The organism is Shinella sp. 1A1, from assembly GCF_055379515.1.
Window position 1 is genome coordinate 2728285 of the sequence record NZ_AP039671.1, and the last position, 22941, is coordinate 2751225.

Consider the following 22941-nt stretch of genomic DNA (forward strand, 5'->3'; position numbering starts at 1 on the left):
CTACCTGCCCTTGCCTTCCGCCTTGATGCTCTTGCGTAGCGCATCCATGATATTGACGACATTGCCCGAGGTCGGCGGCGGCGCCTTGGCCTTCGCGGGACGCTTGCGGCCCTTCTTCTTGGCCGCGATGATGTCGAGCAGCCGGTCCTGCACCGGATCGTCCGCCATCTTCGGGTCCCAGTCCTTCGTCCGCTCCTTGATGAGCGTCTTCACCAGCGAGAGAGCCCTGGATTCGGGCTTGGCGTCCTTCAGCCCCGCGAAATAATCCTTCTCGTCGCGCACCTCGTCGCCGTAGCGCAGCGTCCAGAGCACGATGCCCTTGCCGCGCGGCTCCAGCATCACCGCCCGCTCGCGGCGATAGAGCACGAGGCGCGATATGCCGACGGTGCCGGTCGCGGCCATGGCCTCGCGGATGACGGAGAACGCTTCCTCGCCCACCGTGTCGTTCGGCACGAGATAATGCGGGGAATCGTACCAGATCCATTCGATGCTCTCGCGCGGCACGAAGCTCTCGATATCGATGGTGCGCGTGCTTTCCAGCGCCACCGCGTCGATCTCCTCGTCCTCCAGCATCACATAGTCGTCCTCCCCGTGGGGATAGCCCTTCACCTCGTCGTCCTCGTTCACCGCCTTGCCGGTGACAGCATCGACATAGCGGCTGACGACGGGATTGCCCGTCTTCACGTTCAGCGTCCGGAAGCGGACCTTGTCCTCCGCCGAAATCGCCGGCGACATCGCCACCGGGCAGGTGACGAGCGAAAGCTTGAGATAGCCCTTCCAGAACGAGCGCGGCGCCATCAGCCCTTCCCCCCGATCGGCAGGTGGCGGGACATGGCGAAACGCTCGGCGAATTCGATATCCTCCTGCGTGACGATGGGAATGGGATCGGACAGGATGGCGAGAAGCGCTTCGCGCGAGATGGAATCCTCCTCCAGCGCTTCCATCAGGGCGCCGCGGGTCTCCCGCTCGGCGCGCAGCAGCGCCGCCAGCGCCAGGATCAGCCGGTCCTTGTTGTCCATGGGTTCGAACCTCCGCAAACGCGCATCGTCTCCTCTAATGCGCCATATCGCCCTGGGTTCCGGGAACATTCGACCGGCGGCGCGGTTCGACTCGCACGGTGAAGGAGAAGGAAGATGACAAAGAGCAGGAAGAAGAAATGGTCGCAGGACGTGACCGAAAACAGCGACGCGCTCGACCTGAAAGACGGCATCTTCAAGCAGCGCAGCGCCAGCAGGATCGCCGATTCCCTGAAGCAGTCCGCCGAACGGAGCGACCGGCGCAAATCGAGCCCTTTCCGTTCGGCCATGTCCATGCTCACATTCTATATCAACCGGGCCGGCGACCAGCTCTCGGCGCAGCGGCGCCAAACGCTGGAAAAGGCCAAGGACGAATTGCGCAAGGATTTCGGCAAGGCCCCCAAAGGCGGCAAGTGAGGCGACATGAAGCAACCGGAAACGCTGTTCTTCCCCCCGAGCGAATGGGTGCCCAACCATCCCTTCCTGCCGGTGCTGGTCTATCGCGACCTCTTCGGCGGCAAGGAGGACGACCCAGCCCGCGCCTTCGAAGGGATGTTCCACGACGCGGGGTGGCAGGGGCTCTGGCGCAACGGCGTCTTCTCCTACCAGCACTACCATGTCGGCGCGCATGAAGTTCTCGGCATCGCAGGCGGCAAGGCGGAGCTCCTGATCGGCGGACCGGAGGGCGCCACCCTCGATGTCCGCTCCGGCGACTGCCTTGTGCTGCCCGCCGGCACCGGCCACAGGCGGATGTCCGCAAGCGACGACTTCCTGGTGGTCGGCGGCTATCCGCCGGGCCAGCACGCGGATATCGAAACGCAAGCCGCGACGCCCGGCGAGTTGAAGATCATCGCCGCCTTGCCGATCCCGGCAAGCGATCCGGTCTACGGCATCGCCGGCCCGCTTCTCTCGCTCTGGCGAGAGGGTGCCACGCGCTAGCAGAGGTCGATCAGGGCGATGCCGAGATCACTGCGGTGCCGGCGGCGCAGCCTGGCCGGCGTTTCGCGCAGCACCACCTCCAGCGTCGGACGTACATGGCCTTCGAGGAAATGCCCGCCCCTCGTGCTGCCGTCGGAAAGGCCGAGCACGACATGCAGGTGAAGGCTCGCCTTGCTGTCGTCGTCGAGCGCGACGTCGCCGATGAGGCTCAGCACCTCCGACTGCACCTCCACGGGTATCTTCTTGTAATTCTTCGTCTCGTATTCGAAGAAGGCGATGGTGGCGGCCCGGAAGGCGCCGATGGCGGTGATCGAGGCCGCCGTCACGCCCTCGCGCTTCGCGAACCCGGTCAGGCAGGAAAAAGCCTCGTCCCCTTCCTCGAGAACGAGGATGAAGGTGCGCTCGCCCGCATCGCTTGCCAGAAGTTTGTGCTGCATCGTTCGTCTCCCTTCGTCGAAGGGAAAGGCGCGAGAACCGATCCGGTTCCCGGGCTCAGGACGCCGCGGCCTCCTTGCGCGCGCCCGCCGCCGCGATGGTCGCGAGCGCCGAGCGGATGGCCGAGGGCGACGAGGACTTGGCAAGGGCGCAGGTCGCCGTCGAGAGCGAGCCCACCCGGATCGACTGGCCACCCCGCGCATTGGCAAGCGCGAACATCGATTCGTCCGTCAGGTCGTCGCCGACGGCAACCGGCAACCGGCCGAGAAAGGGCGGCTGCTCCAGATAGGAGGCGACCGCCTCGCCCTTGTCGGCCCGCGAGGGGCGGATCTCGAAGACCATCTTGCCGGGCTGCAGCACCCAGGCCGGCCCCGCCGCCTCCGCGAAATCGCGCATGATCTTTTCCAGCGCGGTGTCGTAGGCCGGCGCCAGCCGGTAATGCGCCGCGACGGCCGCGCCCTTGTCCTCGATCAGCACACCCTCCATCCACGCGGTTTCCTCGACCAGCCGGCGCTTGAGCGCGTCGAAGCCGGAGGTCTGCGCGACCGCCGAGGTCGCCCCGTCGGCCGCCCGGAACTCCGCGCCGTGCAGGCCGGCGATCGGAAAGCGATGCGGCGCGAAGAGCCCGTCGGCATAGGAGAGGCTCCGGCCCGTCACCAGCGCCAGCGCGCCGCCGAGGCGGCCCGAGACCGCGGCAAGGTCGACCGGCAGCGACAGCGGAACCTGGATGGCGTCCGGCGTCGTCGCAAGGTCCAGCAACGTTCCGTCGATATCGAGGAAGAGCGCCCAACGGTCCGGCTCGTCGATCAGGCGGCGGACGAGATGGCGGGTCGCCGCATCGGTCGGCTGCAATTTTTCCTGTTCGCTCATGGGTCCTGCAAGTAGATCGCATTTGCCGGGCGGCAAGGGGGCATCTGGGAACAAGTTTTACCCCGCCGCATTCTCACTTCGCAGTTTTGGAACGGTGGGAGGCGATATGGGAAAGCAGAGCGCGAAGGCCGAGGAGTATCATCCCGCCATCGCCCACGGAGCGACGGACCTGCCCGCCGTGCGCGTCAGGAGCTGCAATCTGGAGCTGCGCGACCGCAACGGCTTCATCGGCGACCAGGCCAACAAAGCCGCCTTCCGCGACGCCATCGACGGCTGGCGCCGGCGGGTGCGCCAAGGCCGCGAGGACCCCCTCGGCGACGTTGCCACGGAGGACCTGTCGAAGAAGGACATCGACGCCCTCCTCAAGGACGAGACATCGGATGCCGCTGCGCTGGTGCTCGCCGCGATAGACGACTTCGCCAGGGACCTGGCCGCCATCCTCGCCCGCTACATGAAGGAAAAGGACTGGCAGGGGACGACGAAGATCGCCGTCGGCGGCGGTTTCAGCGACAGCAAATCGGGCCTGATGTCGATCGCCCGCGCGCAGCTTCTCCTCAATGCCGAGGGCCTGAAGCTGGAACTGGTGCCGATCTCCCATCACCCTGACGAAGCCGGCCTCATCGGCGCGGTGCATCTCATTCCCTCCTGGATGCTGAAGGGCCATGACGCGATCCTCGCCGTCGATATCGGCGGCACGAACATCCGCGCCGGCGTGGTCAAGCTCAACCTCGACGACAAGCCGGATTTCTCCAGGGCGAAAGTCTGGAAATCGGAGCTGTGGCGCCATGCCGACGACGAGCCCCGCCGCACCGCCACCATCGAGTATCTCGTCGACATGATCGGGGCGCTGATCGGCAAGGCGCAAAAGGCCAAGCTCGCGCTCGCCCCGGTGATCGGCATCGGCTGCCCCGGCATCATCGCGCCGGACGGCGCCATCGCCCGCGGCGGACAGAACCTTCCGGGCGGCAACTGGGAAAGCACGCATTTCAACCTGCCCGACGCATTGCGCAAGGCAATCCCCGAGATCGCCGACGAGCCCACCTTCATCATCATGCACAATGACGCGGTCGTGCAGGGGCTTTCAGAGCTGCCGCGCATGGCGGATGTCGATAACTGGGCCGCCGTGACGATCGGCACGGGCCTCGGCAATGCGAGCTTTTCCCGCACCGACGCCTGACACCTATATGTGCTTTGGAGGATCGTCGTTCTCGTCCGGATTGGGGTTGGGTTCCTCGTCGGGCAGGCGGTCGGGCTCCGGCTCCTTGATCGGTGGCGTCGGCTTGTCGATGGGCGGAAGGTCCGGCACCGGCGTCGGACCGGGATTGGGCTCGTTGGGGATGATGGTCATGACGATCTCCTCTATTCGTCGACATCGCGCGGGACATGGCTGTCGACGCCGCGCGCCAACAGGCCCTCCGCCCGCACGTCCCGCAGCCCCTTCACCCGCCGCAGAAGCCCTATGAGATGGCGCCGGTCGTCCTCGCTGTCGACCGCCCCGTCCAGCTCGGCGACACCGTCCCGGATGGTGATTTCCAGCATGTCGAGATCGACCCGCTCGTCGTTCTCGAGCGTCTGCATGATGCGCGCCTCGAGGTCGTCGTCGGCGATCGCCTCCTCGTTCCCGTCGGAAAACGGCATGGGCGCGCCGTCGACGTCCCGCAGGTCGGGATCGGCCTCGACCTCCACGCCCTTGTTGTCGCGCGCGTCGAAATTGGTCCCCGGCGCGCCGTAGGGCGCGTTCTTCCCGTCGTTCAGGTCGCCGTCATTGTCCGGATAGGGCCAGCCGTCGCGGATGTCGCGCTGTTCGTAATCGCGAAAGTCGTCTTCGCGGGGGGCTTGCTTGCGGCCGTTCATCGTCATCTCCGTCGCTTGTTATGCCTGAGGAGGTTCGAACCGATCCGCCCGCCCATTGTTCCGCCATGCCGGAACCATTTGCCGCACGGCCGGTTTCTTCCGCATCGAGACAACCAGGGAGCGCATCATGCCGATCACCTATCATGTCGTGCCGCACGAAGACGGCTGGGCCTACCAGCTGGACGACGTCTTTTCCGAGACATTCCCCAACCATGCCGAAGCGCTCGCAGCCGCCCGCCTTGCGGCCGAACGGCACGAAAGAAGCGACGAGGACCGCTTCATCTCCTATGAGGACGAGGACGGCCGGTGGCACAACGAGGTGGCGGCGGGGCGGGACCGGCCGGAGACCGAGGTGGAGGATTCCGCCGTGACGGCTACGGACGAGCCGCCGGCCTGACGCTCAGTTTTCGAGAAACGGCCTGATCTTGCGCAGCTCCGCCACGAAGCGGCCGCGCTCCTGCTCGGCATCGGGCCGGCCGCGGCTGCGCAGAAGCGCGGAAGGGTGAACGGTGATCAGCGTCGGCACGCCGCTTTCCGTCTCGACGATGCGGCCGCGATCTGCGGTGACGGCGTGGCGTTTGCCGAGAAGGGCGAAGGTGGCGGTCGCGCCCAGCGCGACGAGAAGTGCCGGCTTCACCTGCTCGATCTCGCCGCCCAGCCACCAGGCGCATTGCCGGACCTCGCCGGTATTCGGCCTTTCATGGATGCGCCTTTTGCCGAAGCGCTTGAACTTGAAATGCTTGACCGCATTGGTGAGATAGCAGGCGGAGCGGTCGATGCCGGCCTCCTCGAGACAGCCGTCGAGGAAACGCCCGGCCGGACCGACAAAGGGATGGCCGAACTGGTCCTCCCGGTCGCCCGGCTGCTCGCCGACGAGAAGCACCCGCGCCCGCTTCGCGCCCTCGCCGAAAACGACCTGAGTCGCCTCGCGGTAGAGGTCGCAGCGCCGGCATTCCGCCGCCGCGGCGTGCATCGCCTCGATATCGCCTTGCGCGTGTTCCTGAAAAGCCGGCGCCGGCGTGCTCGCCTTCTTCAGCATGACCGTATTCCCAGCGGATGACTGCCTCCCTTCAATCCGCAAGCCTGCCGGTTGTTCCTCACCTCACGAGGGAAAGAGGCGGGCATATTCCCGCTCGCTTTCGCCATAGGAATTCGCCGCGAAGGCCTGCAGGGCCGCGCGGTTGCGGATGACGATGATGCCGCGCTGGGAATAGATGAAGCCGTTGCCCTCCAGCACATGCAGCGCAGTCGTGACGCTCGCCCGCCGGACGGCGAGCATCACCGCCAGGAATTCGTGCGTCAGGGCCAGCCGGTCGCCGTCCACCCGGTCGTGGCACATCAGGATCCAGCGGGCGAGGCGCTCGTCGACATGGTCGACGGCCTGCGAAAGCGCCGTGAAGGCGACCTGGCAGGAAAAGGCCTGCGCCCAGCGCAGCATGACGACCCGGAAGGCAGGACGCTCCTCCACCTGCTTTTGAAAATCCTCCCGCCGGATGCGCCAGCCGCGCCCGTCGACCTGCATGACCGTGCGGAACGGATTGCGATCCGTCCCGAGGATGGCAGACGACGGCGACATGCCTTCCCGCCCGATGATGCCGATTTCGGACTGCTTGCCCGTCGGCGACACGACCACCGTCGAGATGATCCCCGTGCTCGGAAAATGGCAATAGTCGATCGGCGACAGGGGCTGGGAGAGCTCCAGCCCCTGCGGCAGGGCCACATCTGTCATCAGGGACAGGAGGACATCGCGCTCCTCCGGGCCGAGCGCCGCCAGAAGCCTGTTCTGCTGCGTCACGGACCCGTCCCCCCGGAATGGGTTTGCTCAGGCTCGGCCGGCAGCACGCCGGCCGTCTGCCACGCCGCCTGCAGCGCCTCGAAAAGCTGGGCATACTGGAAGGCGCTGCGGTCCCAGGAAAAATCCGCCTTCATGGCCTGCCGCTGCAGGCTGGCCCAGGCCTCCCGGTCTTCGAACGCCTCGCAAGCGCGGCGCACCGCCTCGCGGAAACTGTGCGGCTCGATCGGGTGGAACTGGAACCCCGTGGCGACGGCCCGCGCCATCGCCGCCTCGTTGGCGTCGATGATCGTCTCGGAGAGCCCGCCCGTCCGCCCGACCAGCGGAATGGCGCCGTAGCGCATGGCATAGAGCTGGGTAAGGCCGCAGGGCTCGAAGCGGGACGGCTGCACCAGCACGTCGCAGCCCGAGACGATGAGATGGGCGAGCTCCTCGCTATAGCCGATATGCACGGCAACGCGGTCCGGGTGGCGCCGGGCGCACTCCCCGAGCGCTTCCTCTATCGCCGCATCGCCCTGGCCGCAGACGACGAACTGGCCACCATGCTGCACGACTTCCTCGGCGGCATCCGGAATCATGTCCGCGCCTTTCTGCCAGGCAAGGCGCGTCAGCGCGGCAAAGAGCGGCCCGCCGGCATCCCCGAGACCGAAATGCGACAGCACCGCCGCGCGGTTCGCCTGCCGGCGCGGCAGCGAGCGCGCATCGTAGCGGCGGGGAACGAGCGGATCGGACGCCGGATTCCAGATATCGGAATCGATGCCGTTGACGATGCCGTAAAGCGCCGAGCGCCGCACCTGCAATACGCCGTCGAGCCCCATGCCAAGCTCCGGCGACAGGATTTCCCGCGCATAGGTGGGGCTGACGGTGGTCACCACGTCGGACGAGAGCAGCCCACCCTTCAGGAAGCCGACGCCGCCGTAATATTCGAGGCATTCGATACCGAAGGCTGCGTCGGGAAGGCCGAGCCGGCCGGCGATATCGAAGGAGAACTGCCCCTGGAAAGCGAGGTTGTGGACGGTGCAGACTACCGGAAGCGAGCTGCGGAACGCATAGCGCAGATAGACCGGCACAAGCGCCGTCTGCCAGTCGTGGACATGCACGATATCCGCCCGCACCGCCGGCACTTCCCCGAGCGCGAGCCTTGCCCCGGCCAGCGAAAAGGCGGCAAAGCGCAGCCAGTTGTCCGGATGGTCCCGCCCCTCGCCGTCGAGATAGGGGCCGCCGGGCCTGTCGTAAAGCTCGGGGATTTCGAGCACGAGCAGGTCGAGCCCGTCGGCCTCGGCCCGCGACAGGACGGCATCATGGCCGAGCAGGCCGTCGAGCCGGGCCACCGGCGTGCGCCGGGGCAGGTGCTCCAGCACCGCGCGGTAGCCCGGCACGAGCGTCGAGACGAGGATGCCGTGAGACCGCAGCGCCTTGGGAAGGGCCCCCGCGACATCCGCCAATCCCCCGGTCTTGATGAGAGGAAAAACCTCGGAAACAGTCGACAGAACGTTCATGGCCCGTCAGGTGACACTCCGCGCGAGGGACGAGAAACGCATCAGCGCCCGGCATCGCTGCCGGGCGCAGGTCCACGGGGAGGATCAAGCGGAAGCGCGAAGCTCGACCGCCACCGACGGCCGCGGCTTGCCACGACGCGCCGACAGCGCCACGCGCTTCAGCGGAAGGGGGACGACGGGAGCCTCAGCCCGCGTGGGCGAGTGTGCCTCCCTCACCCGTTCGGCCGCCATCTGCCAGTGGCGATCATGCTGGCCGTCGGGGCAGCCTTCCGTTTCCCAGATGCGATAGGCTTCGCTGCGAACGAGATCTTCAAAATCGACCATGAGAGCGTCCCTTTTCTGAGCTGATGGCGTCAACGCCCGCCGACTTTTTCTTCTGGACGGCTTGGGGCCGTCATCGTGTGGCGGAAATTTCCTGCAACCCATCAACCGGCCTGTCTGTCGATTGTTCCCGGAAAAAATCGGGTTTGACGAAAATCTTCCCGCCCCGCCCGGGCGACCGGAGGCGGCCCGCCGGGGCCGCCTCCAAGCAGACGGTCAGGCCGCCTTTTTGGCCTTCGCATTGGCCGAGGATTCGGCAAGCTTCGTCAGCTTCTTGTCGGTCGCAGCCTCTTCCTCCAGGTTGGCCTGCAGGAGCGGAACCGCCTTGTCGAGGCCGATCTGCTTTGCCCAGGCGATCAGCGTGCCGTAGCGCGCGATCTCATAATGCTCGACCGCCTGCGCGGAGGAGATGAGGCCCGCATCGAGCGCCGGGGTGGCCTTGAAGCTCTCCATGATCTCCTCGGCCTCGGCGATGATGCCCTGGATCGCCTCGCAGGTCTTGCCGCGGGGCGCCTTGCCGAGGAGTTCGAAGACCTCCTCCAGCCGCTCGATCTGCCCCTGCGTCTCGTCGCGGTGATGGAGGAAGCCCTGCTTGCCCTCCTCCGACTGCGCCGCCCGCGCCATCTTGGGCAGCGCCTTCAGGATCTGCTTTTCCGCATAATAGATGTCCTTGAGAGTATCGAGGAACAGATCGTCCAGTGTCTTCTCGGTAGCCATTGATGTCTCCATGGGTATGAGGGAACGGATGCTCGAACTCGGGGGCATGCCCGAATGTTCCACGCGGGATCGGAGACTTCAGATCGGCTTGCTGAGATAGGGAGAACCCCGCACCGCAAAGCGCCACGGCCGGTCCGCCGCCTTGCTGATGCCGATCCGCACGCCGGAGGTCGAGACGGGCGGCTCGGCCGGCAGGTCGAGGAGGAAGGGCGGCTCGAAGAGGGAAAGGCCGTTCATCCCGCCGCCGACGGCAAGCGCCTTGCAGAGATTGCCCGGCCCGGCGCAAAGCCGCCGCGTCACGGCGAGCGAGCGCCGCGCCATCATGGTCTCGACACCTTCCGTCGGCTCCAGGGCGCGCAGCAGCACGGCGCTGCCCGGCTCGCAGACGAAATTCAGGCACCAGTGCAGCCCGTAGGAACGGTAGACATAGGCCCGCCCGGCATCGCCGAACATCGCGGCATTGGAGGGGGTCGGCCCGCGATGGCTGTGCGAGGCCTCGTCGTCGCGGCGATAGGCCTCGGTTTCCACGACGATGCCGCCGACGCCATCGACGAGCAGCAGCACGCCGAGAAGATCGGCCGCGACATCGACGGCATCGCGCGCGAAGAAGGATCGGTCCAGGGTCATGCCATGATCCTAGAACGGTGCCGGCGCAGCGGGCAACGCCCGAAGCCGGACGACCCATGAAGAAAAAAGGGCGACCGGGACTCGGGGGAGCCCCGGCGACGGACACGCTTGAGAATCCGCCCGGCCGCAGGGCGGCCGCACCCTCCCGTTTCGGGAAACCGGAACCTGCCACCGAAGGCGCGGGACGGAAAGCCGCGCGCGAACCTTTCCCCGCTGCGTACGGGATCGTACGAAGCTACCATGGTTAGAGCATTTCCGCTTTTCTCCGAATCGCGAGAACGCTCTAACTCTTTGTTTCGCCGTATTTTCCGAACGCAAAACCGCTTCGCACTTTTGCTGGAAATGCTCTAGAGATCGCGGGAGGAGCATTCGTAGAGAACCGTCCCGCTCGACGCCGCGACGCCGGCAAGGCTGACATCGTAGCCCCAGAGGCGGCGGATATGGGAAAGGGTCGCATCCCGGTCCGCCTCCTCCAGCAGAACGCCGTTCTTGACGGTATGCCTCAGCCTCAATTGCCGGTCGCCGAGGAGATCAACGTCGACCACCTCGATATCCGGCCTGTTGGCGCCGAGATCGTAGCTGCGGGCGAGCGCCGTGCGCACGGCGGAATAGCCGCGTTCGTCATGGATGGAGGCGACCTCGCAGAACCGGTCGGTGGACCGGTCCGTCAGATGGAACAGGCGGAACTTGCGGATCAACGCCGGGCTCAGATATTGCAGGATGAAGGACTCGTCCCGGTGGTTCTCCCAGGCGTCGAGCAGCGTTCCCCGCCAGTCGCCGTTGCCGGCCATGTCCGGAAACCAGTCCCTGTCCTCCGCCGTCGGCTCGGTGCAGATGCGCTCGATGTCCTGCATCATCGCAAAACCCAGCGCATAGGGATTGATGCCGCCAAAGCGCGGATCGTGGAAGCTCGGCTGGAAGACCACATTTGCGTGGCTCGCCAGGAGCTCCAGCATGGCGCCCTCGCTCATCTTCTTCTGGTCGAAGAGCCGGTTGATGATGAAATAGTGGACGAAGGTCGCGCATCCCTCGTTCATCACCTTGGTCTGGGCCTGCGGATAGAAATACTGCGCGATGACGCGGACGATGCGCAACAGTTCCCGCTGCCACGGCTCCAGGATCAGGCTGTGCTTTTCGAGGAAATAGAGGAGGTTCTCCTCCGGCAGGTTCAGCGCCTTCTTGCGCTCCAGCGCTTCCTCCTCCGCCTCTTCCATGTCGGCATTGCCGCCAGCCGTGGGCAGCGTGCGCCAGAGGTCGCTATAGGTCTGCTCCTCATATTCCAGCCGCTCACGCGCCCGCTCGGTGATCCTTTCGGAGGAAAGCCGCGGCGGGCGGCGGTAGTGGAAGACGCCCTGGTCCATCAGCGCATGGGCCGAATCGAGAATATCCTCCACGGCGGCGGTCCCGTGCCGCTCCTCGCAGCGCGCGACATATTTCTTGGCGAAATCCATGTAGCCGAGGATGGAGCTGGCATCCGTCCACTGGCGGAAGAGATAGTTGTTCTTGAAGAAATGGTTGTGGCCGAAGGCGGCATGCGCGGTGACCAGCGCCTGCATCGGCATCGTGTTCTCCTCCATCAGATAGGTGATGCAGGGATTGGAATTGATGACGAGCTCATAGGCGAGGCCCCGGCGCCCCTTGCGGTAGAGATGGTCCTCGAAGACGAAACGCTTGCCGAAGGACCAGTGCTGGTACATCAGCGGCATGCCGACGGAGGAATAGGCGTCGAGCATCTGCTCGGAGGAGATGACCTCGATCTGGTTGGGATAGACGTCGAGCCCCATCTCGCCGAGCGCGATGGCCTCAATGGCGTCATAGGCGCGCGAGAGCGTCGTAAAGCTCCATTCGGATCCGTCGAACAGCAGGGAAGAGGCGCCGCGTCTTGCCATATGATCCCCCTAGCGACGAAGCTGGACCGGCTGGCGGGCGAAGAGCTTGCGGAAAACCGGATAGATATCCGCCGGCCGGGCGATGCGCGTCATCTGGAAATGCGGCGCCGCGCCGTCGACGGTGCGATAGGCCCGCCACAGCGAAGTGCCGTTGTCGGTCGAGCCGAAAATTTCGCTCTCCCGCTCGTCGATGATCTCGACATAGGCATAGTACTGGCAAAGCTTCATCAGCTCGTCGCGCAGGAGTTGCGCGCAGCGTTCGGAATCGCCCGCAGCATTGTCGCCGTCGGAAGCCTGCGCGGCATAGATGTTCCAGAGGTTCGAGGGATAGCGGTCGAGGATGATGCGCTGCATCTCCTCCAGCGCGGTCGAGACGACCGTGCCGCCGCTCTGGCGGCTGAAGAAGAAGGTCTCCTCGTCCACTTCCCGCGCCTCGTCGGTGTGACGGATGAAGACGATGTCGATACGCTCGTAGCGGCGCTTGAGGAAGAGGTGGAGCAGCACGAAGAACCGCTTGGCGAGGTCCTTCTCGCGCTCGCCCATCGAGGCGGAGACGTCCATCAGGCAGAACATCACGGCACTGGCATTCGGCATCGGCTGGCGCTCGAAGCGGTTGAAGCGCACGTCGACGGGATCGACATAGGCGATGCGCTTGCGCCGCCGCTCCAGCCTTTCCATCTCCTCGCGCGCCAGTGCCAGCCGGCGGCGCTGCTGCTGCGTCGGATTGGCTTCGCCCTCCAGCGCGGCCATCTCGGCGGCAAGCGTCAGGAACTCCTTCTCGCTCGGCCGGCGAAGCGCGATGCGCCGGCCGAAACTGTTGCGCATGGTGCGGCCGACATTGATGTTGCTCGGCGTGCCGCTGGTCGTGAAGCCGACGCGGTGGGGCTTGTAGGTCACCGTTTCCTTGAGGTTGAGCTTGACCATGTCGGGCAGTTCCAGATCTTCGAAGAAGAGGTCGAGCACCTCCTCGCGGGAAAGGACGAACAGGAATTCGTCGTCGCTCTCGCCGCGCCCCGGGCCGCGGCCACCCGCGCCGCCACCGCCGTCCGGCTTTCCCAGCCGGTCGCCGGGCGAGAATGTTTCGTTTCCGGGCAGCACATAGTCGCGCTGGCCGCTGGCGGGGGCATTCCGGAAGGTCGGCTCGTCGGCGCCGCGCCGTGGCACCGGCACGCCATGGGCGGCATCCACGTCGGCGATCCGGTCGGTCTTCACCTGATCGCGGATCGACCGCTTCAGTTCGTCATGCACCCTTTTCAGGAAACGCTGCCGATTGCCGAGGCTGCGGTCCTTGGGATTGAGCCGGCGATCGATGAAATGCGGCATGGCCCACCCCCGGGGCCGGCATCAGCCGGCCTTGTTGACGCGCATGTACCAGTCGACGAGCCGGCGGACCTGGCGCACGGTATAGCCGCGCTCGGTCATCCGCTGCACGAATTCGGCGTGCTGCTTCTCGGTGGCGCTGTCCTTCTTCGAGCCGAAGCTGATGACCGGCAGAAGGTCCTCCACCTGGCCGAACATGCGCTTCTCGATGACCTCGCGCAGCTTCTCGTAGCTCGTCCAGGAGGGATTGCGCCCGCCGTTGCGGGCGCGGGCGCGCAGGGTGAACTTGACGACCTCGTTGCGGAAGTCCTTCGGATTGGCGATGCCCGCGGGCTTCTCGATCTGCGACAGTTCGCTGTCGAGGATCTCGCGGTTGAGGATCTGCCCGGTGTCGGGATCCTTGAAGTCCTGATCCTCCAGCCAGGCATCCGCATAGGCGATATAGCGGTCGAAGAGGTTCTGGCCGTATTCGCTGTAGGATTCGAGATAGGCCTTCTGGATCTCGTGGCCGATGAACTCGGCATAGCGGGCCGCCAGTTCCGAGCGGATGAAATCGAGATAATGCGCCTCGACCTCCTTGGGGAACTGCTCGCGCCGGATCGCCTGTTCGAGAATATACATGAGATGGACGGAATCGGCCGCCACCTCCTTGGTATCGTAGTTGAAGGTCTCCGACAGCACCTTGAAGGCAAAGCGCGTGCTGATGCCCGTCATGCCCTCGTCGACGCCGGCGGCATCGCGGTATTCCTGCAGCGACTTCGCCTTGGGATCTGTATCCTTGAGGTTCTCGCCGTCATAGACGCGCATCTTGGTATAGATCGGCGAATTCTCGTGCGGCGCGAGGCGCGTGGCGACGGTGAAGCGGCTGAGATTGGAGAGAACCTCCGGCGCGCAGGGGCTGTCCGCCAGCTCGCTTTCCCGAAGCAGCTTCTCGTAGATCTGCCGCTCTTCCGTCACCCGCAGGCAATAGGGCACCTTCACGACGAGGATGCGGTCGAGGAAGGCCTCGTTGTTCTTGTTATGCTTGAATTGCAGCCATTCGGATTCGTTCGAATGCGCCAGCACGATGCCCTGATAGGGGAAGCCGCCGAAATTCTCCGTGCCGTTGTAGCTGCCCTCCTGCGTGGCGGTGAGCAGCGGGTGCAGCACCTTGATCGGCGCCTTGAACATCTCAACGAATTCGAGGAGGCCCTGCGTCGTGCGGTTGAGGCCGCCGCTGTAGGAATAGGCGTCGGGATCGGCCTGGCTGAAGTTTTCCAGCTGCCGGATATCGACCTTGCCGACGAGCGCCGAGACGTCCTGGTTGTTCTCGTCGCCGGGCTCCGTCTTGGCGATGGCGATCTGGCGCAGGCGCGAGGGCATCAGCTTGACGACGCTGAAGCGCGAGATGTCGCCATCGATCTCGTCCAGCCGCTTCGTCGCCCAGGGCGAGATGAGGCCGGTGAGCCGGCGCTTGGCGATGCCGTATTTTTCTTCGAGGAGATCGCCCATCCGCTCGCGGCTGAAGAGGCCGAGCGGCGATTCGAAGACGGGGCTGACCTTGCCGTCGATGGCGAGCGTATAGATGGGCTGCTCTTCCATCAGCTTCTTCAGGCGCTCGGCGAGCGACGACTTGCCGCCGCCGACCGGGCCGAGCAGGTAGAGGATCTGCTTGCGCTCCTCGAGCCCCTGCGCGGCATAGCGGAAGTAGCCGACGATCCGCTCGACCGTGTCTTCCATGCCGTAGAAATCGGAGAAGGAGGGATAAATCTTGATGGTGCGGTTGGCGAAGATCCGCCCGAGCCGCTCGTCCGCGCTGGTATCGATCAGCTGCGGCTCGCCGATGGCGGCCACCATGCGCTCCGGGGCGGTGGCGTATAGGCTCCGGTCCTCGCGGCACGCCAGGAGATATTCCTGGAGGCTCATCTCTTCCCGCGCATTGCTTGCGTAGGTTTCGGAAAAGAGATCGAAAACATCGCTGCCTGTGGTTCTCATGGAACCCTCCTGCACTCGCCGGACGCAATCCCTGCGATTATGCATAGCAACGAATTCCCACCGAATTTTGTTCCCGCGATGACGGACAAAACACAATTTGTTCAACGCGATGCGGATCAGTGAAAGATCAGCATCGCGCCGGCGGCCAGCGCCATCACCCCGGTGGCCGCCCAGCCAACCACAAGAAGCAGCGGAGAAGCGGTGAATTGCTTCATCTGCGCGCTGCGGCTGACGACCATCATCATCGACATCATGATGGGAACGGCGACGAAGCCGTTGATGACGGCGCTCCAGAAAAGCGCCTTGATCGGGTCGATCGGCAGGAACTCCATGACCAGCCCGAAGAGCGTCGCCGCCGCGATGACGGCATAGAAGCCGGCGGCCTGGCCCGGCTTGTTGTCGAGGCCGCATTCCCAGCCGCAGCATTCCGAGGCGCCATAGGCGGCCGAACCGGCGAGCACCGGAATGGAAAGCATGCCCGTGCCGATGATGCCGAGGCTGAACAGCACGAAGGCGAAGTCGCCGGCAATGGGCCGCAAAGCCTCGGCGACATCCGCCGCCGTGCCGATATCCGTCTTGCCGCTCGCATGCAGGGTGGCGGCGGTGCTCATGATGATCGCCACGGCGACGAGCGTGGAGACCGCCATGCCGACGAAGGTGTCGAGGCGGATGCGCTTCAATTCGCGCTTCGCCTGGCGCGGCGCTCGCTTCAGCGGCCGGGCATCCTCGTGCTCCTCGATCTCCTCCACCTCCTGGCTGGTCTGCCAGAAGAAGAGATAGGGGCTGATCGTCGTGCCGAGGATCGCGACGATCACGGTGAAAGTATCGCCGCCCTTGCCGATGGTCGGCACGAACAGGCCATAGGCCGCCGCGCCCCAGTCGACCTCCACGACGAAGAGGACCGCGACATAGGAGAGCAGCACCATGGTCAGCCATTTCAGGTAGCTCGCATAGCGATGGTAGGACACGAAGACCTGCAGCAGCAGGGAAAGGATGGCAAAGCCGATCGCCAGCGGTCGCCCCGGCACACCCGTCGCAAGTTCCGCCGAGGCCCCCATCGCGGCGAGATTGGCGCCGATATTGATCGTATTGGCGGCAAACAGCAGCACGATCAGCAGGAAGACGACCGGCCGGGGCCAGATGCCCCGCAGATTGGCGGCGAGGCCGCAACCCGTGACGCGCCCGATCCGCGCGCTGACGATCTGGATGGCGCACATCAGGGGATAGGAAAGGAGCATCGTCCAGAGCAGGCTGAAGCCGAACTGCGCCCCGGCCTGCGAATAGGTGGCGATCCCGCTCGGATCGTCGTCGGCCGCGCCGGTGATGAGGCCGGGGCCGAGCTGCTTGAGAAGCGGCGGCTTCTCTTTCTCTTCCGGACGTTCCGCTGGATTTTCCGTTGAATCCGCCGAGGACTTCAGGACCGTCTCGCTCATGGGAAAATGCCTTTACCGCACTGCGGCTCCAGACCGCGTGACGGCGGTAACTCCGGCCCCTGAGGGAAGTTCCGACCCCGTAATTTTCCCGTTCTTCAGCCGGAACAATGTCGTGCGGCGACAGTTTGTCATGCACTTCCCGCTTGTCGTGAAGTGGTCCCTGGAGCGGCAGACGCCCATCGCGGTGCCTGCCGTTTCACCGTGGAACCTTCCCCGCCGTGAGGTGTTTCACCTCCGTCGCAATGAAAATGGCAAGGCCCGTCCTTCGGGACCGGCCGCCTTCACCCAAAAGAATTGGTGCCCCGAGAATGAGCCGTCTGATCGTCGTTTCGAACCGCGTTCCCGTTCCTGACAAGCGGGGCACGGCCCCGGCCGGCGGTTTGGCGGTCGCGCTCAAGACGGCGCTGGAAGCACGCGGCGGCCTGTGGCTCGGCTGGTCCGGCCGTTCCTGCGGCGAGGACGAGATCGGACCGCTGACCAGCGTGAAGGAGGGCAATATCGAATATGCCCTGACCGACCTCACCCAGCAGGATGTCGAGGAATACTACCAGGGCTTCGCCAACCGCGTGCTCTGGCCGATCTGCCACTACCGGCTGGATCTCGCCGAATACGGGCGCCGCGAGATGGCGGGCTATTTCCGCGTCAACCGGTTCTTCGCCAGCCGCCTCCTGCCGATGCTGCGGGAGGACGACCTCATCTGGGTTCACGATTACCATCTGATCCCCCTTGCCGCGGAACTGCGCCGGCAGGGCGTGCGCAACCGCATCGGCTTCTTCCTGCATATTCCCTGGCCCGCGCCGGACGTCTTCCTGACCATGCCCGTGCACGAGGAACTGCTGAAGGGCCTGACGGAATATGACGTGATCGGCTTCCAGACCGTTCACGATCGGGAGAACTTCGCCGATTGCCTGGCACGGCAGGGCCTCGGCAAGCGGCTGGGCACGACCCGGTTCATGGTCGGCGAACAGGCCTTCACCGCAAAGCCCTATCCGATCGGCATCGAGACCGACGAATTCGCTGGCATTGCGCGGCGCGCGTCGGAAACCACGCTGCACAGGCGCATGCTGCAGAGCCTCGACGGCAAGGCGCTGATCATCGGCGTCGACCGGCTCGATTATTCCAAGGGCATCACCCAGCGCATCGACGCCTTCGAGACGTTCCTGACGCGCCATCCCGACAGCCAGCGCCACGTGACGCTGCTGCAGATCACGCCGAAATCGCGCTCCGAGGTTCCGGAATACGAGGCGATGCAGCGCACAGTCGCCGAGCAGGCCGGCCGCGTCAACGGTGCCCTCGGCACCGTGGACTGGGTGCCGATCCGCTATGTCAACCGCTCGCTTCGCCGCCCGGCCCTCGCCGGCCTCTACCGCATGGCGAAGCTCGCAATGGTGACCCCCTTGCGCGACGGCATGAACCTGGTGGCGAAGGAATATGTCGCCGCCCAGAACGAGGAAGACCCGGGCGTCCTCCTGCTCTCGCGCTTCGCCGGCGCGGCGCAGGAACTGAAGGAGGCCGTTTTGGTCAATCCCTACGATGTCGAAGGTACGGCCGAGGCCATCGCGCGCGGCCTTGCCATGCCGCTCGAGGAGCGGCGCCAGCGCTGGCAGGGCATGATGGCGACCCTGCGCGAAAACGACGTCTTCGCCTGGTGCCGCGCCTTCCTCGACGATCTCTCCGGCACCGCCCGCACGACCGCACCGTCAGCCGCGCCCCCGAAGACGGCGGGCTATCGCATGACCCTCGACCCGGAGGGTCCCCGCCGGCATCGCCTCTAGGGAGATCAGGCAAATCGCCTGATCTCACGCGATCCGGTCAGATGGCGCGCGTGATGCCGCCATCGACGCGGATGTTCTGTCCGGTGATGTAGGCCGCTCCCTCGGAGGCGAGGAAGGCGATCGTCGCGGCGACTTCCTTGCTGGTGCCGTAGCGCTTCATCGGCACGCTGTCGCGGCGCTCATCCGTTGACGGCAGGCTGTCGATCCAGCCGGGCAGCACGTTGTTCATGCGGATATTGTCGCCCGCATAGGTGTCGGCGAAGATCTTCGTGAAGGAGGCGAGGCCCGCACGGGCGACGGCCGAGGTCGGGAACATCGAGCTCGGCTCGAAGGCCCAGGCGGTCGAGATGTTGATGATGACGCCGGACTTCTGCTTCTGCATCACCGGCACCACGAGGCGCGTCGGACGCACGGCATTGAGGAAGTAGACGTCGATCCCTGCATGCCAGTCCTCGTCCGTCAGCTCGAGGATCGGTTTGCGCGGCCCGTGGCCGGCGCTGTTGACGAGCACGTCGATACGGCCCCAGCGCTCCAGTGCGCCGTCGACAAGGCGCTTCAGGTCGTCGTTCGACTGGTTGGAGCCGGTGACGCCGAAACCGCCGAACTCATCCGCCAGCGCCTCGCCCTTGCCGGAGGAGGAAAGCACCCCGATCCTGAACCCGTCCGCCGCCAGCCGCCGGGCGGCCTCCGCCCCCATGCCGCTGCCGCCGGCTGTGATCAACGCGACCTTCTCGCCTGCCATGGAACTGTCCTTTCGTGAGCCGTTGACTGCCGCCATCCTGCCACGCCGCCCGTGGCGGAACCAACCAGAAATACGCGCCGCTTCCTGTAGAAAATCTACTGCCCGTCGCCTGGGACGGCACCGGTCCTATGCTTCGCACTTTCCTTCAGGAGCCAGCCGCGGACCGCTTCGACGGAAGCGGCATGCCGCGGCTTGCGCGGCGCGACGACGTAGAAATCGGCGCCGACGCGCATCCGCGTTTCGAAGAGCCGCACCAGATGGCCGCCGGCGACGTCGTCCCCGATGAGGAATTCGCTGGCGAGCGCCAGCCCCTGCCCGCCGCGCGCCGCCTCCAGCGCCAGCGCCGTCTGGTTGAAGCGGATGTTCTTCGACGCCGAAACCGGCGCCGCCTTGCCCATCGCCTGCTCCAGGAAGCGTGGCCAGAAATTGTGCGCATCGTGCAGCAGCGCATAACCGGCAAGGTTTTCCGGCACCACGGGCCTGCCGAGCTTTTCGATCAGGAGCGGGCTGCCGAGCGCCACGATGACCTGCTCGAACAGGAGATCCGCCTGGAGGCCCGGCCCGAAGGGCGGCCGGCCGTAACGCACGGCAAGATCCACCGCATCCGTCTGGAAATTGGAAATGCGGTCGCTGGCGAGAATGCGCAGGTCGATATGCGGATGCGCGGCGGTGAAGTCGGGCAGGCGCGGGATCAGCCATTTCGAGGCGAAGGTCGGCGTCACGCTGATGGTGAGATGCTGCGGCTCCGGGCGCAAGGTCTCCGTCGCCTCGGAAATCAGTTCCAGGGCACGGCGGACGCTACCGACATAGCTGCGCCCCGCCTCGGTGATCGCAAGCGTCCTCGGATGCCGCTCGAACAGCTTGAGGCCGAGCTCGGCCTCCAGCCCCCGGATCTGCTGGGCGACGGCGCCCTGCGTGACGCCGAGCTCCTCCGCCGCAAGCCGGAAATTCAGATGCCGCGCGACGACTTCGAAGACGCGGACGCCATTGAGGGACGGGAGTTTTCCGATACGGTCGGCCATGCGATCTGCTGCATCCGGTTGGCGGCGGGATACGTCGTTCTATCAGGCTTTGCGGCACCGACCTACGAGGATGCAGGAAAATTACAGGTTGCCGATACCATCCCCCTGCAGCATTCCGAACCCTATTGACTGTTTGATTTTCTATGACACAGTGTTAAGAAATCCAAACATGCAGCGGAGTGGAGCCGCTGTCCGGGGGAAACACAATGACGGATGTTCCGGAGCGGGCAGACGTCGTCGTCATCGGCGGCGGCGTCGCGGGGTGCTCTGTTGCCTATCACCTGACGAAGATCGGTATCACGGATGTGGTGGTCTGCGAAAGAAAGCAGCTCACCAGCGGCACGACATGGCATGCGGCCGGGCTGGTGACGCAGCTTCGCGCCACGCGCCGCATGACGGAGCTGGCGAAATATACCGGCGAGCTCTTCGGCTCGCTGGAGGCCGAGACGGGACAGGCGACCGGCTTCAAGCGCAACGGTTCGCTGCGCGTCGCCAACACGCCGGCCCGCTACGAGGAACTGGCGCGCGGCGCCTCGATGGGCCGCAATTTCGGCCTGCCGGTCGAGCCGGTCACGCCGGGCGAGATCAAGGAGCGCTGGGGGCCGATCAGCACCGACGGCATCGTCGGCGGCTTCTGGTTCCCGCATGACGGACAGGTCAACCCGATCGACGTGACGCAGGCCTATGCCAGGGGCGCGCGCATGCGCGGCGCGAAGGTCTTCGAGAATCTCTCCGTCACCAAAATCCTCGTCGAGAACGGCAAGGCCGCCGGCGTGATGACCGACCGGGGGCCGATCCGCGCCGGAACCGTCGTCATCTGCGGCGGCATGTGGTCGCGCGACCTCGCCGCCGAGGCGGGCGTGACGATCCCGCTGCACGCCGCCGAACATTTCTACATCGTGACGGAACAGGTGGAGGGCCTGCCGCGCGACCTGCCCGTGCTCTTCCTCGGCGACGAATGGACCTACTACAAGGAGGATGCCGGCAAGCTGCTCGTCGGCTTCTTCGAGCCGAACGCAAAACCCTGGGGCCAGGCCGGTATTCCCGAGGACTTCAGCTTCGGCACCCTGCCGGAGGACGTCGACCATATCGCGCCCTATCTGGAACAGGCGACCCGCCGCGTGCCGGTGCTGGAGCGCACGGGCATCCAGCTCTTCTTCAACGGCCCTGAAAGCTTCACCCCTGACGACCGCTACCTTCTCGGCGAGACGCCGGAAGTGCCCGGCCTCTTCTGCGCGACGGGCTTCAACTCCGTCGGCATCCTCTCCTCGGGCGGCGTCGGCAAGGCGCTCGCCGACTGGATCCGCGACCGCCGTCCGCCGGTCGAGCTGATGGATGTCGATATCCGCCGCATGCAGACCTTCATGGGTAATCGCAAATATCTGGAGGGCCGCACGACCGAGACGCTCGGCCTGCTCTTCGACATGCACTGGCCGTCGCGCCAGTTCGAAACGGCGCGCGGCATCCGCCGCAGCCCGTTCCATGACAGGCTTTCGGCCGCGGGGGCATGGATGACGGAAGCGGCCGGCTGGGAACGGCCGGGCTTCTTCGGCGCGCCGGGCACGACGCCCGAAGTGCGATATTCCTACGGCCGCCCCTCGTGGTTCGACGCGGTCGGCGAGGAATGCCGCAACACGGCGGATAACGTCACGCTGTTCGACCATTCCTGCTTCATCAAGTACCTCGTCAGCGGGCCGGATGCCTGCGCGGCGCTCAATCATGTCTCGGCCGGCCAGATCGACGTTCCCGTCGGCAAGGTCGTCTATACGCAATGGCTGAACAAAGAGGGCGGCATCGAGGCGGACGTGACGGTCACCCGGCTTTCCGAGACCGAGTTCATGGTCGTGACCATCGCCGTCTCGCAGCGCCGCGACCTCGCCTGGCTGCGCCGGCACCTGCCGGAGGGCGCGCGCGTCCATGTGCAGGACGTCACCTCCGGCCTGCCAATGCTGGCGCTAATGGGGCCGAAGTCCCGCGCGCTGCTTCATCGCCTGTCACCGGCCGATTTCTCCAACGAGGCCTTCCCCTTCGGCACCAGCCGGGAGATCGACCTCGGCTATGCCCGCGTGCGGGCAAGTCGCCTCACCTATGTCGGCGAACTCGGCTGGGAGCTCTACATGCCGGCGGAATTCGCCGGCCATGTGCTGGAGAAGCTGATTGAAGCTGGCGAGGGTCTTGACCTCAGGATGGGCGGCTATTTCGCCATCAATTCGCTGCGCATGGAAAAGGGCTACCGCCACTGGGGCCACGATATCGGCGAGGAGGACAACCCACTCCAGGCCGGCCTCGGCTTTGCCGTCGCCCTCGACAAGGCCGGCGGCTTCATCGGCCGCGACGCGCTCCTGCGCCAGAAGGAAGCCGGAACGCCCGACCGCCGCCTCGTGCAGATCCGCATCGAGGCCGAAGGCGAGCCGCCGCATCTCTATCACAACGAACCGCTGCTGAGGGACGGCGAGATCGTCGGCTCCGTCACGACGGGCGCCTACGGCCACCGCCTCGGGGCCTCGCTCGGCATGGGTTACGTCACCTGCCCCGGCGGCGTGACGCCGGACTGGCTCGCCGCCGGCACCTGGGAAGCGGAGATCGCCTGGCGGCGCTATCCGATCCGCTTGCAGCTTCGCCCCTGGTACGACCCGAAGGGGGAGCGGCTGGCCGGATAACAATCAAGGCCCGGAAGGGGAACTTCGGGCCGCATGCAACGAACGCCATATCAGGG

General features: G+C 65.6%; 24 protein-coding genes. 6 read left to right on the plus strand and 18 right to left on the minus strand.

All coding sequences use genetic code 11. The features are described 5' to 3' along the window. Both ku and ACZ48C_RS13355 read right to left on the minus strand, forming a co-directional pair. The gene (gene ku, locus ACZ48C_RS13350; protein ID WP_464781386.1) at nucleotides 1–798 is read right to left on the minus strand and encodes a non-homologous end joining protein Ku; all 798 of its coding nucleotides are present in this window, start codon (nucleotides 796–798) and stop codon (nucleotides 1–3) included. Further along, nucleotides 798–1019, minus strand: a complete 222-nt coding sequence (locus ACZ48C_RS13355; protein ID WP_119256487.1) for a hypothetical protein — start codon at nucleotides 1017–1019, stop codon at nucleotides 798–800. Before ACZ48C_RS13355 ends, ku begins: the two co-directional genes overlap by 1 nt. 114 nt (nucleotides 1020–1133) lie before the next feature. Between ACZ48C_RS13355 and ACZ48C_RS13360 the strand changes: the two genes are divergently transcribed. Then, complete coding sequence (locus ACZ48C_RS13360) at nucleotides 1134–1433, plus strand: DUF3175 domain-containing protein (RefSeq protein WP_464781387.1); 300 nt, start codon at nucleotides 1134–1136, stop codon at nucleotides 1431–1433. A 6-nt stretch (nucleotides 1434–1439) separates the two neighbouring features. Then, nucleotides 1440–1955, plus strand: a complete 516-nt coding sequence (locus ACZ48C_RS13365; RefSeq protein ID WP_464781388.1) for a cupin — start codon at nucleotides 1440–1442, stop codon at nucleotides 1953–1955. Here the strand turns inward: ACZ48C_RS13365 and ACZ48C_RS13370 are convergent. Continuing rightward, entirely contained in the window at nucleotides 1952–2392 is a 441-nt protein-coding gene (locus ACZ48C_RS13370) for a PPC domain-containing DNA-binding protein (protein ID WP_464781389.1), read from the minus strand. The two genes, ACZ48C_RS13365 and ACZ48C_RS13370, sit on opposite strands and share 4 nt — an antisense overlap. A gap of 55 nt (nucleotides 2393–2447) precedes the next feature. Further along, complete coding sequence (gene otsB, locus ACZ48C_RS13375) at nucleotides 2448–3260, minus strand: trehalose-phosphatase (RefSeq protein ID WP_464781390.1); 813 nt, start codon at nucleotides 3258–3260, stop codon at nucleotides 2448–2450. Between the two features lie 106 nt (nucleotides 3261–3366). On the opposite strand from otsB, the gene ACZ48C_RS13380 reads away from it, so the two are divergent. Then, a complete protein-coding gene (locus ACZ48C_RS13380; protein WP_464781391.1) occupies nucleotides 3367–4437 on the plus strand; it encodes an ROK family protein in 1071 nt (356 codons plus the stop codon). 3 nt (nucleotides 4438–4440) lie between these two features. Here the strand turns inward: ACZ48C_RS13380 and ACZ48C_RS13385 are convergent, their stop codons facing one another. Next, nucleotides 4441–4608 (minus strand): hypothetical protein, encoded by a 168-nt coding sequence (locus ACZ48C_RS13385; protein ID WP_464781392.1) that lies wholly within the window; start codon nucleotides 4606–4608, stop codon nucleotides 4441–4443. 11 nt (nucleotides 4609–4619) lie between these two features. Continuing rightward, nucleotides 4620–5114, minus strand: coding sequence for a BON domain-containing protein (locus ACZ48C_RS13390; RefSeq protein WP_464781393.1), 495 nt, complete (start codon nucleotides 5112–5114; stop codon nucleotides 4620–4622). 127 nt (nucleotides 5115–5241) lie between these two features. Between ACZ48C_RS13390 and ACZ48C_RS13395 the strand changes: the two genes are divergently transcribed. Continuing rightward, nucleotides 5242–5511, plus strand: coding sequence for a DUF2188 domain-containing protein (locus tag ACZ48C_RS13395; protein ID WP_464781394.1), 270 nt, complete (start codon nucleotides 5242–5244; stop codon nucleotides 5509–5511). A 3-nt stretch (nucleotides 5512–5514) separates the two neighbouring features. Here the strand turns inward: ACZ48C_RS13395 and ACZ48C_RS13400 are convergent, their stop codons facing one another. The 10 genes from ACZ48C_RS13400 to ACZ48C_RS13445 form a co-directional block, all read right to left on the minus strand. Beyond that, complete coding sequence (locus ACZ48C_RS13400; protein WP_464781395.1) at nucleotides 5515–6153, minus strand: UdgX family uracil-DNA binding protein; 639 nt, start codon at nucleotides 6151–6153, stop codon at nucleotides 5515–5517. Between the two features lie 63 nt (nucleotides 6154–6216). Next, nucleotides 6217–6909, minus strand: coding sequence for a Crp/Fnr family transcriptional regulator (locus ACZ48C_RS13405; protein ID WP_464781396.1), 693 nt, complete (start codon nucleotides 6907–6909; stop codon nucleotides 6217–6219). Further along, nucleotides 6906–8405, minus strand: a complete 1500-nt coding sequence (gene glgA, locus ACZ48C_RS13410) for a glycogen synthase GlgA (RefSeq protein ID WP_464781397.1) — start codon at nucleotides 8403–8405, stop codon at nucleotides 6906–6908. Before glgA ends, ACZ48C_RS13405 begins: the two co-directional genes overlap by 4 nt. A gap of 84 nt (nucleotides 8406–8489) precedes the next feature. Beyond that, complete coding sequence (locus ACZ48C_RS13415) at nucleotides 8490–8729, minus strand: DUF2934 domain-containing protein (protein ID WP_119256467.1); 240 nt, start codon at nucleotides 8727–8729, stop codon at nucleotides 8490–8492. Nucleotides 8730–8942: 213 nt separating this feature from the next. Further along, on the minus strand, nucleotides 8943–9443 hold the full coding sequence (locus tag ACZ48C_RS13420; protein WP_119256466.1) for a YciE/YciF ferroxidase family protein: 501 nt from the start codon (nucleotides 9441–9443) through the stop codon (nucleotides 8943–8945). A gap of 78 nt (nucleotides 9444–9521) precedes the next feature. Next, nucleotides 9522–10070: a DNA-3-methyladenine glycosylase gene (locus ACZ48C_RS13425; protein ID WP_464781398.1), complete on the minus strand. Its 549-nt coding sequence runs from the start codon at nucleotides 10068–10070 to the stop codon at nucleotides 9522–9524. 347 nt (nucleotides 10071–10417) lie between these two features. Further along, nucleotides 10418–11959, minus strand: a complete 1542-nt coding sequence (locus tag ACZ48C_RS13430) for a SpoVR family protein (RefSeq protein WP_464781399.1) — start codon at nucleotides 11957–11959, stop codon at nucleotides 10418–10420. Between the two features lie 9 nt (nucleotides 11960–11968). After that, complete coding sequence (locus ACZ48C_RS13435; RefSeq protein ID WP_464781400.1) at nucleotides 11969–13282, minus strand: YeaH/YhbH family protein; 1314 nt, start codon at nucleotides 13280–13282, stop codon at nucleotides 11969–11971. 21 nt (nucleotides 13283–13303) lie between these two features. Then, nucleotides 13304–15253, minus strand: coding sequence for a PrkA family serine protein kinase (locus tag ACZ48C_RS13440; RefSeq protein ID WP_119256462.1), 1950 nt, complete (start codon nucleotides 15251–15253; stop codon nucleotides 13304–13306). A 116-nt stretch (nucleotides 15254–15369) separates the two neighbouring features. Then, on the minus strand, nucleotides 15370–16686 hold the full coding sequence (locus ACZ48C_RS13445) for an Nramp family divalent metal transporter (RefSeq protein ID WP_464781401.1): 1317 nt from the start codon (nucleotides 16684–16686) through the stop codon (nucleotides 15370–15372). A gap of 308 nt (nucleotides 16687–16994) precedes the next feature. On the opposite strand from ACZ48C_RS13445, the gene otsA reads away from it, so the two are divergent. Next, nucleotides 16995–18461, plus strand: coding sequence for an alpha,alpha-trehalose-phosphate synthase (UDP-forming) (gene otsA, locus ACZ48C_RS13450; RefSeq protein ID WP_464781402.1), 1467 nt, complete (start codon nucleotides 16995–16997; stop codon nucleotides 18459–18461). Nucleotides 18462–18498: 37 nt separating this feature from the next. On the opposite strand, the gene ACZ48C_RS13455 is transcribed toward otsA, so the two are convergent. Then, complete coding sequence (locus ACZ48C_RS13455) at nucleotides 18499–19203, minus strand: SDR family oxidoreductase (protein ID WP_464781403.1); 705 nt, start codon at nucleotides 19201–19203, stop codon at nucleotides 18499–18501. Between the two features lie 95 nt (nucleotides 19204–19298). Further along, complete coding sequence (locus tag ACZ48C_RS13460) at nucleotides 19299–20225, minus strand: LysR substrate-binding domain-containing protein (protein ID WP_464781404.1); 927 nt, start codon at nucleotides 20223–20225, stop codon at nucleotides 19299–19301. A gap of 206 nt (nucleotides 20226–20431) precedes the next feature. On the opposite strand from ACZ48C_RS13460, the gene ACZ48C_RS13465 reads away from it, so the two are divergent. Further along, on the plus strand, nucleotides 20432–22885 hold the full coding sequence (locus tag ACZ48C_RS13465; RefSeq protein ID WP_464781405.1) for a GcvT family protein: 2454 nt from the start codon (nucleotides 20432–20434) through the stop codon (nucleotides 22883–22885). Nucleotides 22886–22941: the final 56 nt, after the last annotated feature.

Excerpts from the sequence above, each read along its gene's own strand:
- otsB (WP_464781390.1), bottom strand. The coding sequence starts at position 3,260 with ATGAGCGAACAGGAAAAATTGCAGCCGACCGATGCGGCGACCCGCCAT.
- ku (WP_464781386.1), bottom strand. The coding sequence starts at position 798 with ATGGCGCCGCGCTCGTTCTGGAAGGGCTATCTCAAGCTTTCGCTCGTC.
- ACZ48C_RS13355 (WP_119256487.1), bottom strand. The coding sequence starts at position 1,019 with ATGGACAACAAGGACCGGCTGATCCTGGCGCTGGCGGCGCTGCTGCGC.
- ACZ48C_RS13395 (WP_464781394.1), top strand. The coding sequence starts at position 5,242 with ATGCCGATCACCTATCATGTCGTGCCGCACGAAGACGGCTGGGCCTAC.
- otsA (WP_464781402.1), top strand. The coding sequence starts at position 16,995 with ATGAGCCGTCTGATCGTCGTTTCGAACCGCGTTCCCGTTCCTGACAAG.
- ACZ48C_RS13415 (WP_119256467.1), bottom strand. The coding sequence starts at position 8,729 with ATGGTCGATTTTGAAGATCTCGTTCGCAGCGAAGCCTATCGCATCTGG.
- ACZ48C_RS13460 (WP_464781404.1), bottom strand. The coding sequence starts at position 20,225 with ATGGCCGACCGTATCGGAAAACTCCCGTCCCTCAATGGCGTCCGCGTC.
- glgA (WP_464781397.1), bottom strand. The coding sequence starts at position 8,405 with ATGAACGTTCTGTCGACTGTTTCCGAGGTTTTTCCTCTCATCAAGACC.
- ACZ48C_RS13465 (WP_464781405.1), top strand. The coding sequence starts at position 20,432 with ATGACGGATGTTCCGGAGCGGGCAGACGTCGTCGTCATCGGCGGCGGC.
- ACZ48C_RS13445 (WP_464781401.1), bottom strand. The coding sequence starts at position 16,686 with ATGAGCGAGACGGTCCTGAAGTCCTCGGCGGATTCAACGGAAAATCCA.
- ACZ48C_RS13440 (WP_119256462.1), bottom strand. The coding sequence starts at position 15,253 with ATGAGAACCACAGGCAGCGATGTTTTCGATCTCTTTTCCGAAACCTAC.
- ACZ48C_RS13435 (WP_464781400.1), bottom strand. The coding sequence starts at position 13,282 with ATGCCGCATTTCATCGATCGCCGGCTCAATCCCAAGGACCGCAGCCTC.
- ACZ48C_RS13365 (WP_464781388.1), top strand. The coding sequence starts at position 1,440 with ATGAAGCAACCGGAAACGCTGTTCTTCCCCCCGAGCGAATGGGTGCCC.
- ACZ48C_RS13425 (WP_464781398.1), bottom strand. The coding sequence starts at position 10,070 with ATGACCCTGGACCGATCCTTCTTCGCGCGCGATGCCGTCGATGTCGCG.
- ACZ48C_RS13370 (WP_464781389.1), bottom strand. The coding sequence starts at position 2,392 with ATGCAGCACAAACTTCTGGCAAGCGATGCGGGCGAGCGCACCTTCATC.
- ACZ48C_RS13380 (WP_464781391.1), top strand. The coding sequence starts at position 3,367 with ATGGGAAAGCAGAGCGCGAAGGCCGAGGAGTATCATCCCGCCATCGCC.
- ACZ48C_RS13390 (WP_464781393.1), bottom strand. The coding sequence starts at position 5,114 with ATGAACGGCCGCAAGCAAGCCCCCCGCGAAGACGACTTTCGCGATTAC.
- ACZ48C_RS13360 (WP_464781387.1), top strand. The coding sequence starts at position 1,134 with ATGACAAAGAGCAGGAAGAAGAAATGGTCGCAGGACGTGACCGAAAAC.
- ACZ48C_RS13400 (WP_464781395.1), bottom strand. The coding sequence starts at position 6,153 with ATGCTGAAGAAGGCGAGCACGCCGGCGCCGGCTTTTCAGGAACACGCG.
- ACZ48C_RS13385 (WP_464781392.1), bottom strand. The coding sequence starts at position 4,608 with ATGACCATCATCCCCAACGAGCCCAATCCCGGTCCGACGCCGGTGCCG.
- ACZ48C_RS13420 (WP_119256466.1), bottom strand. The coding sequence starts at position 9,443 with ATGGCTACCGAGAAGACACTGGACGATCTGTTCCTCGATACTCTCAAG.
- ACZ48C_RS13430 (WP_464781399.1), bottom strand. The coding sequence starts at position 11,959 with ATGGCAAGACGCGGCGCCTCTTCCCTGCTGTTCGACGGATCCGAATGG.
- ACZ48C_RS13455 (WP_464781403.1), bottom strand. The coding sequence starts at position 19,203 with ATGGCAGGCGAGAAGGTCGCGTTGATCACAGCCGGCGGCAGCGGCATG.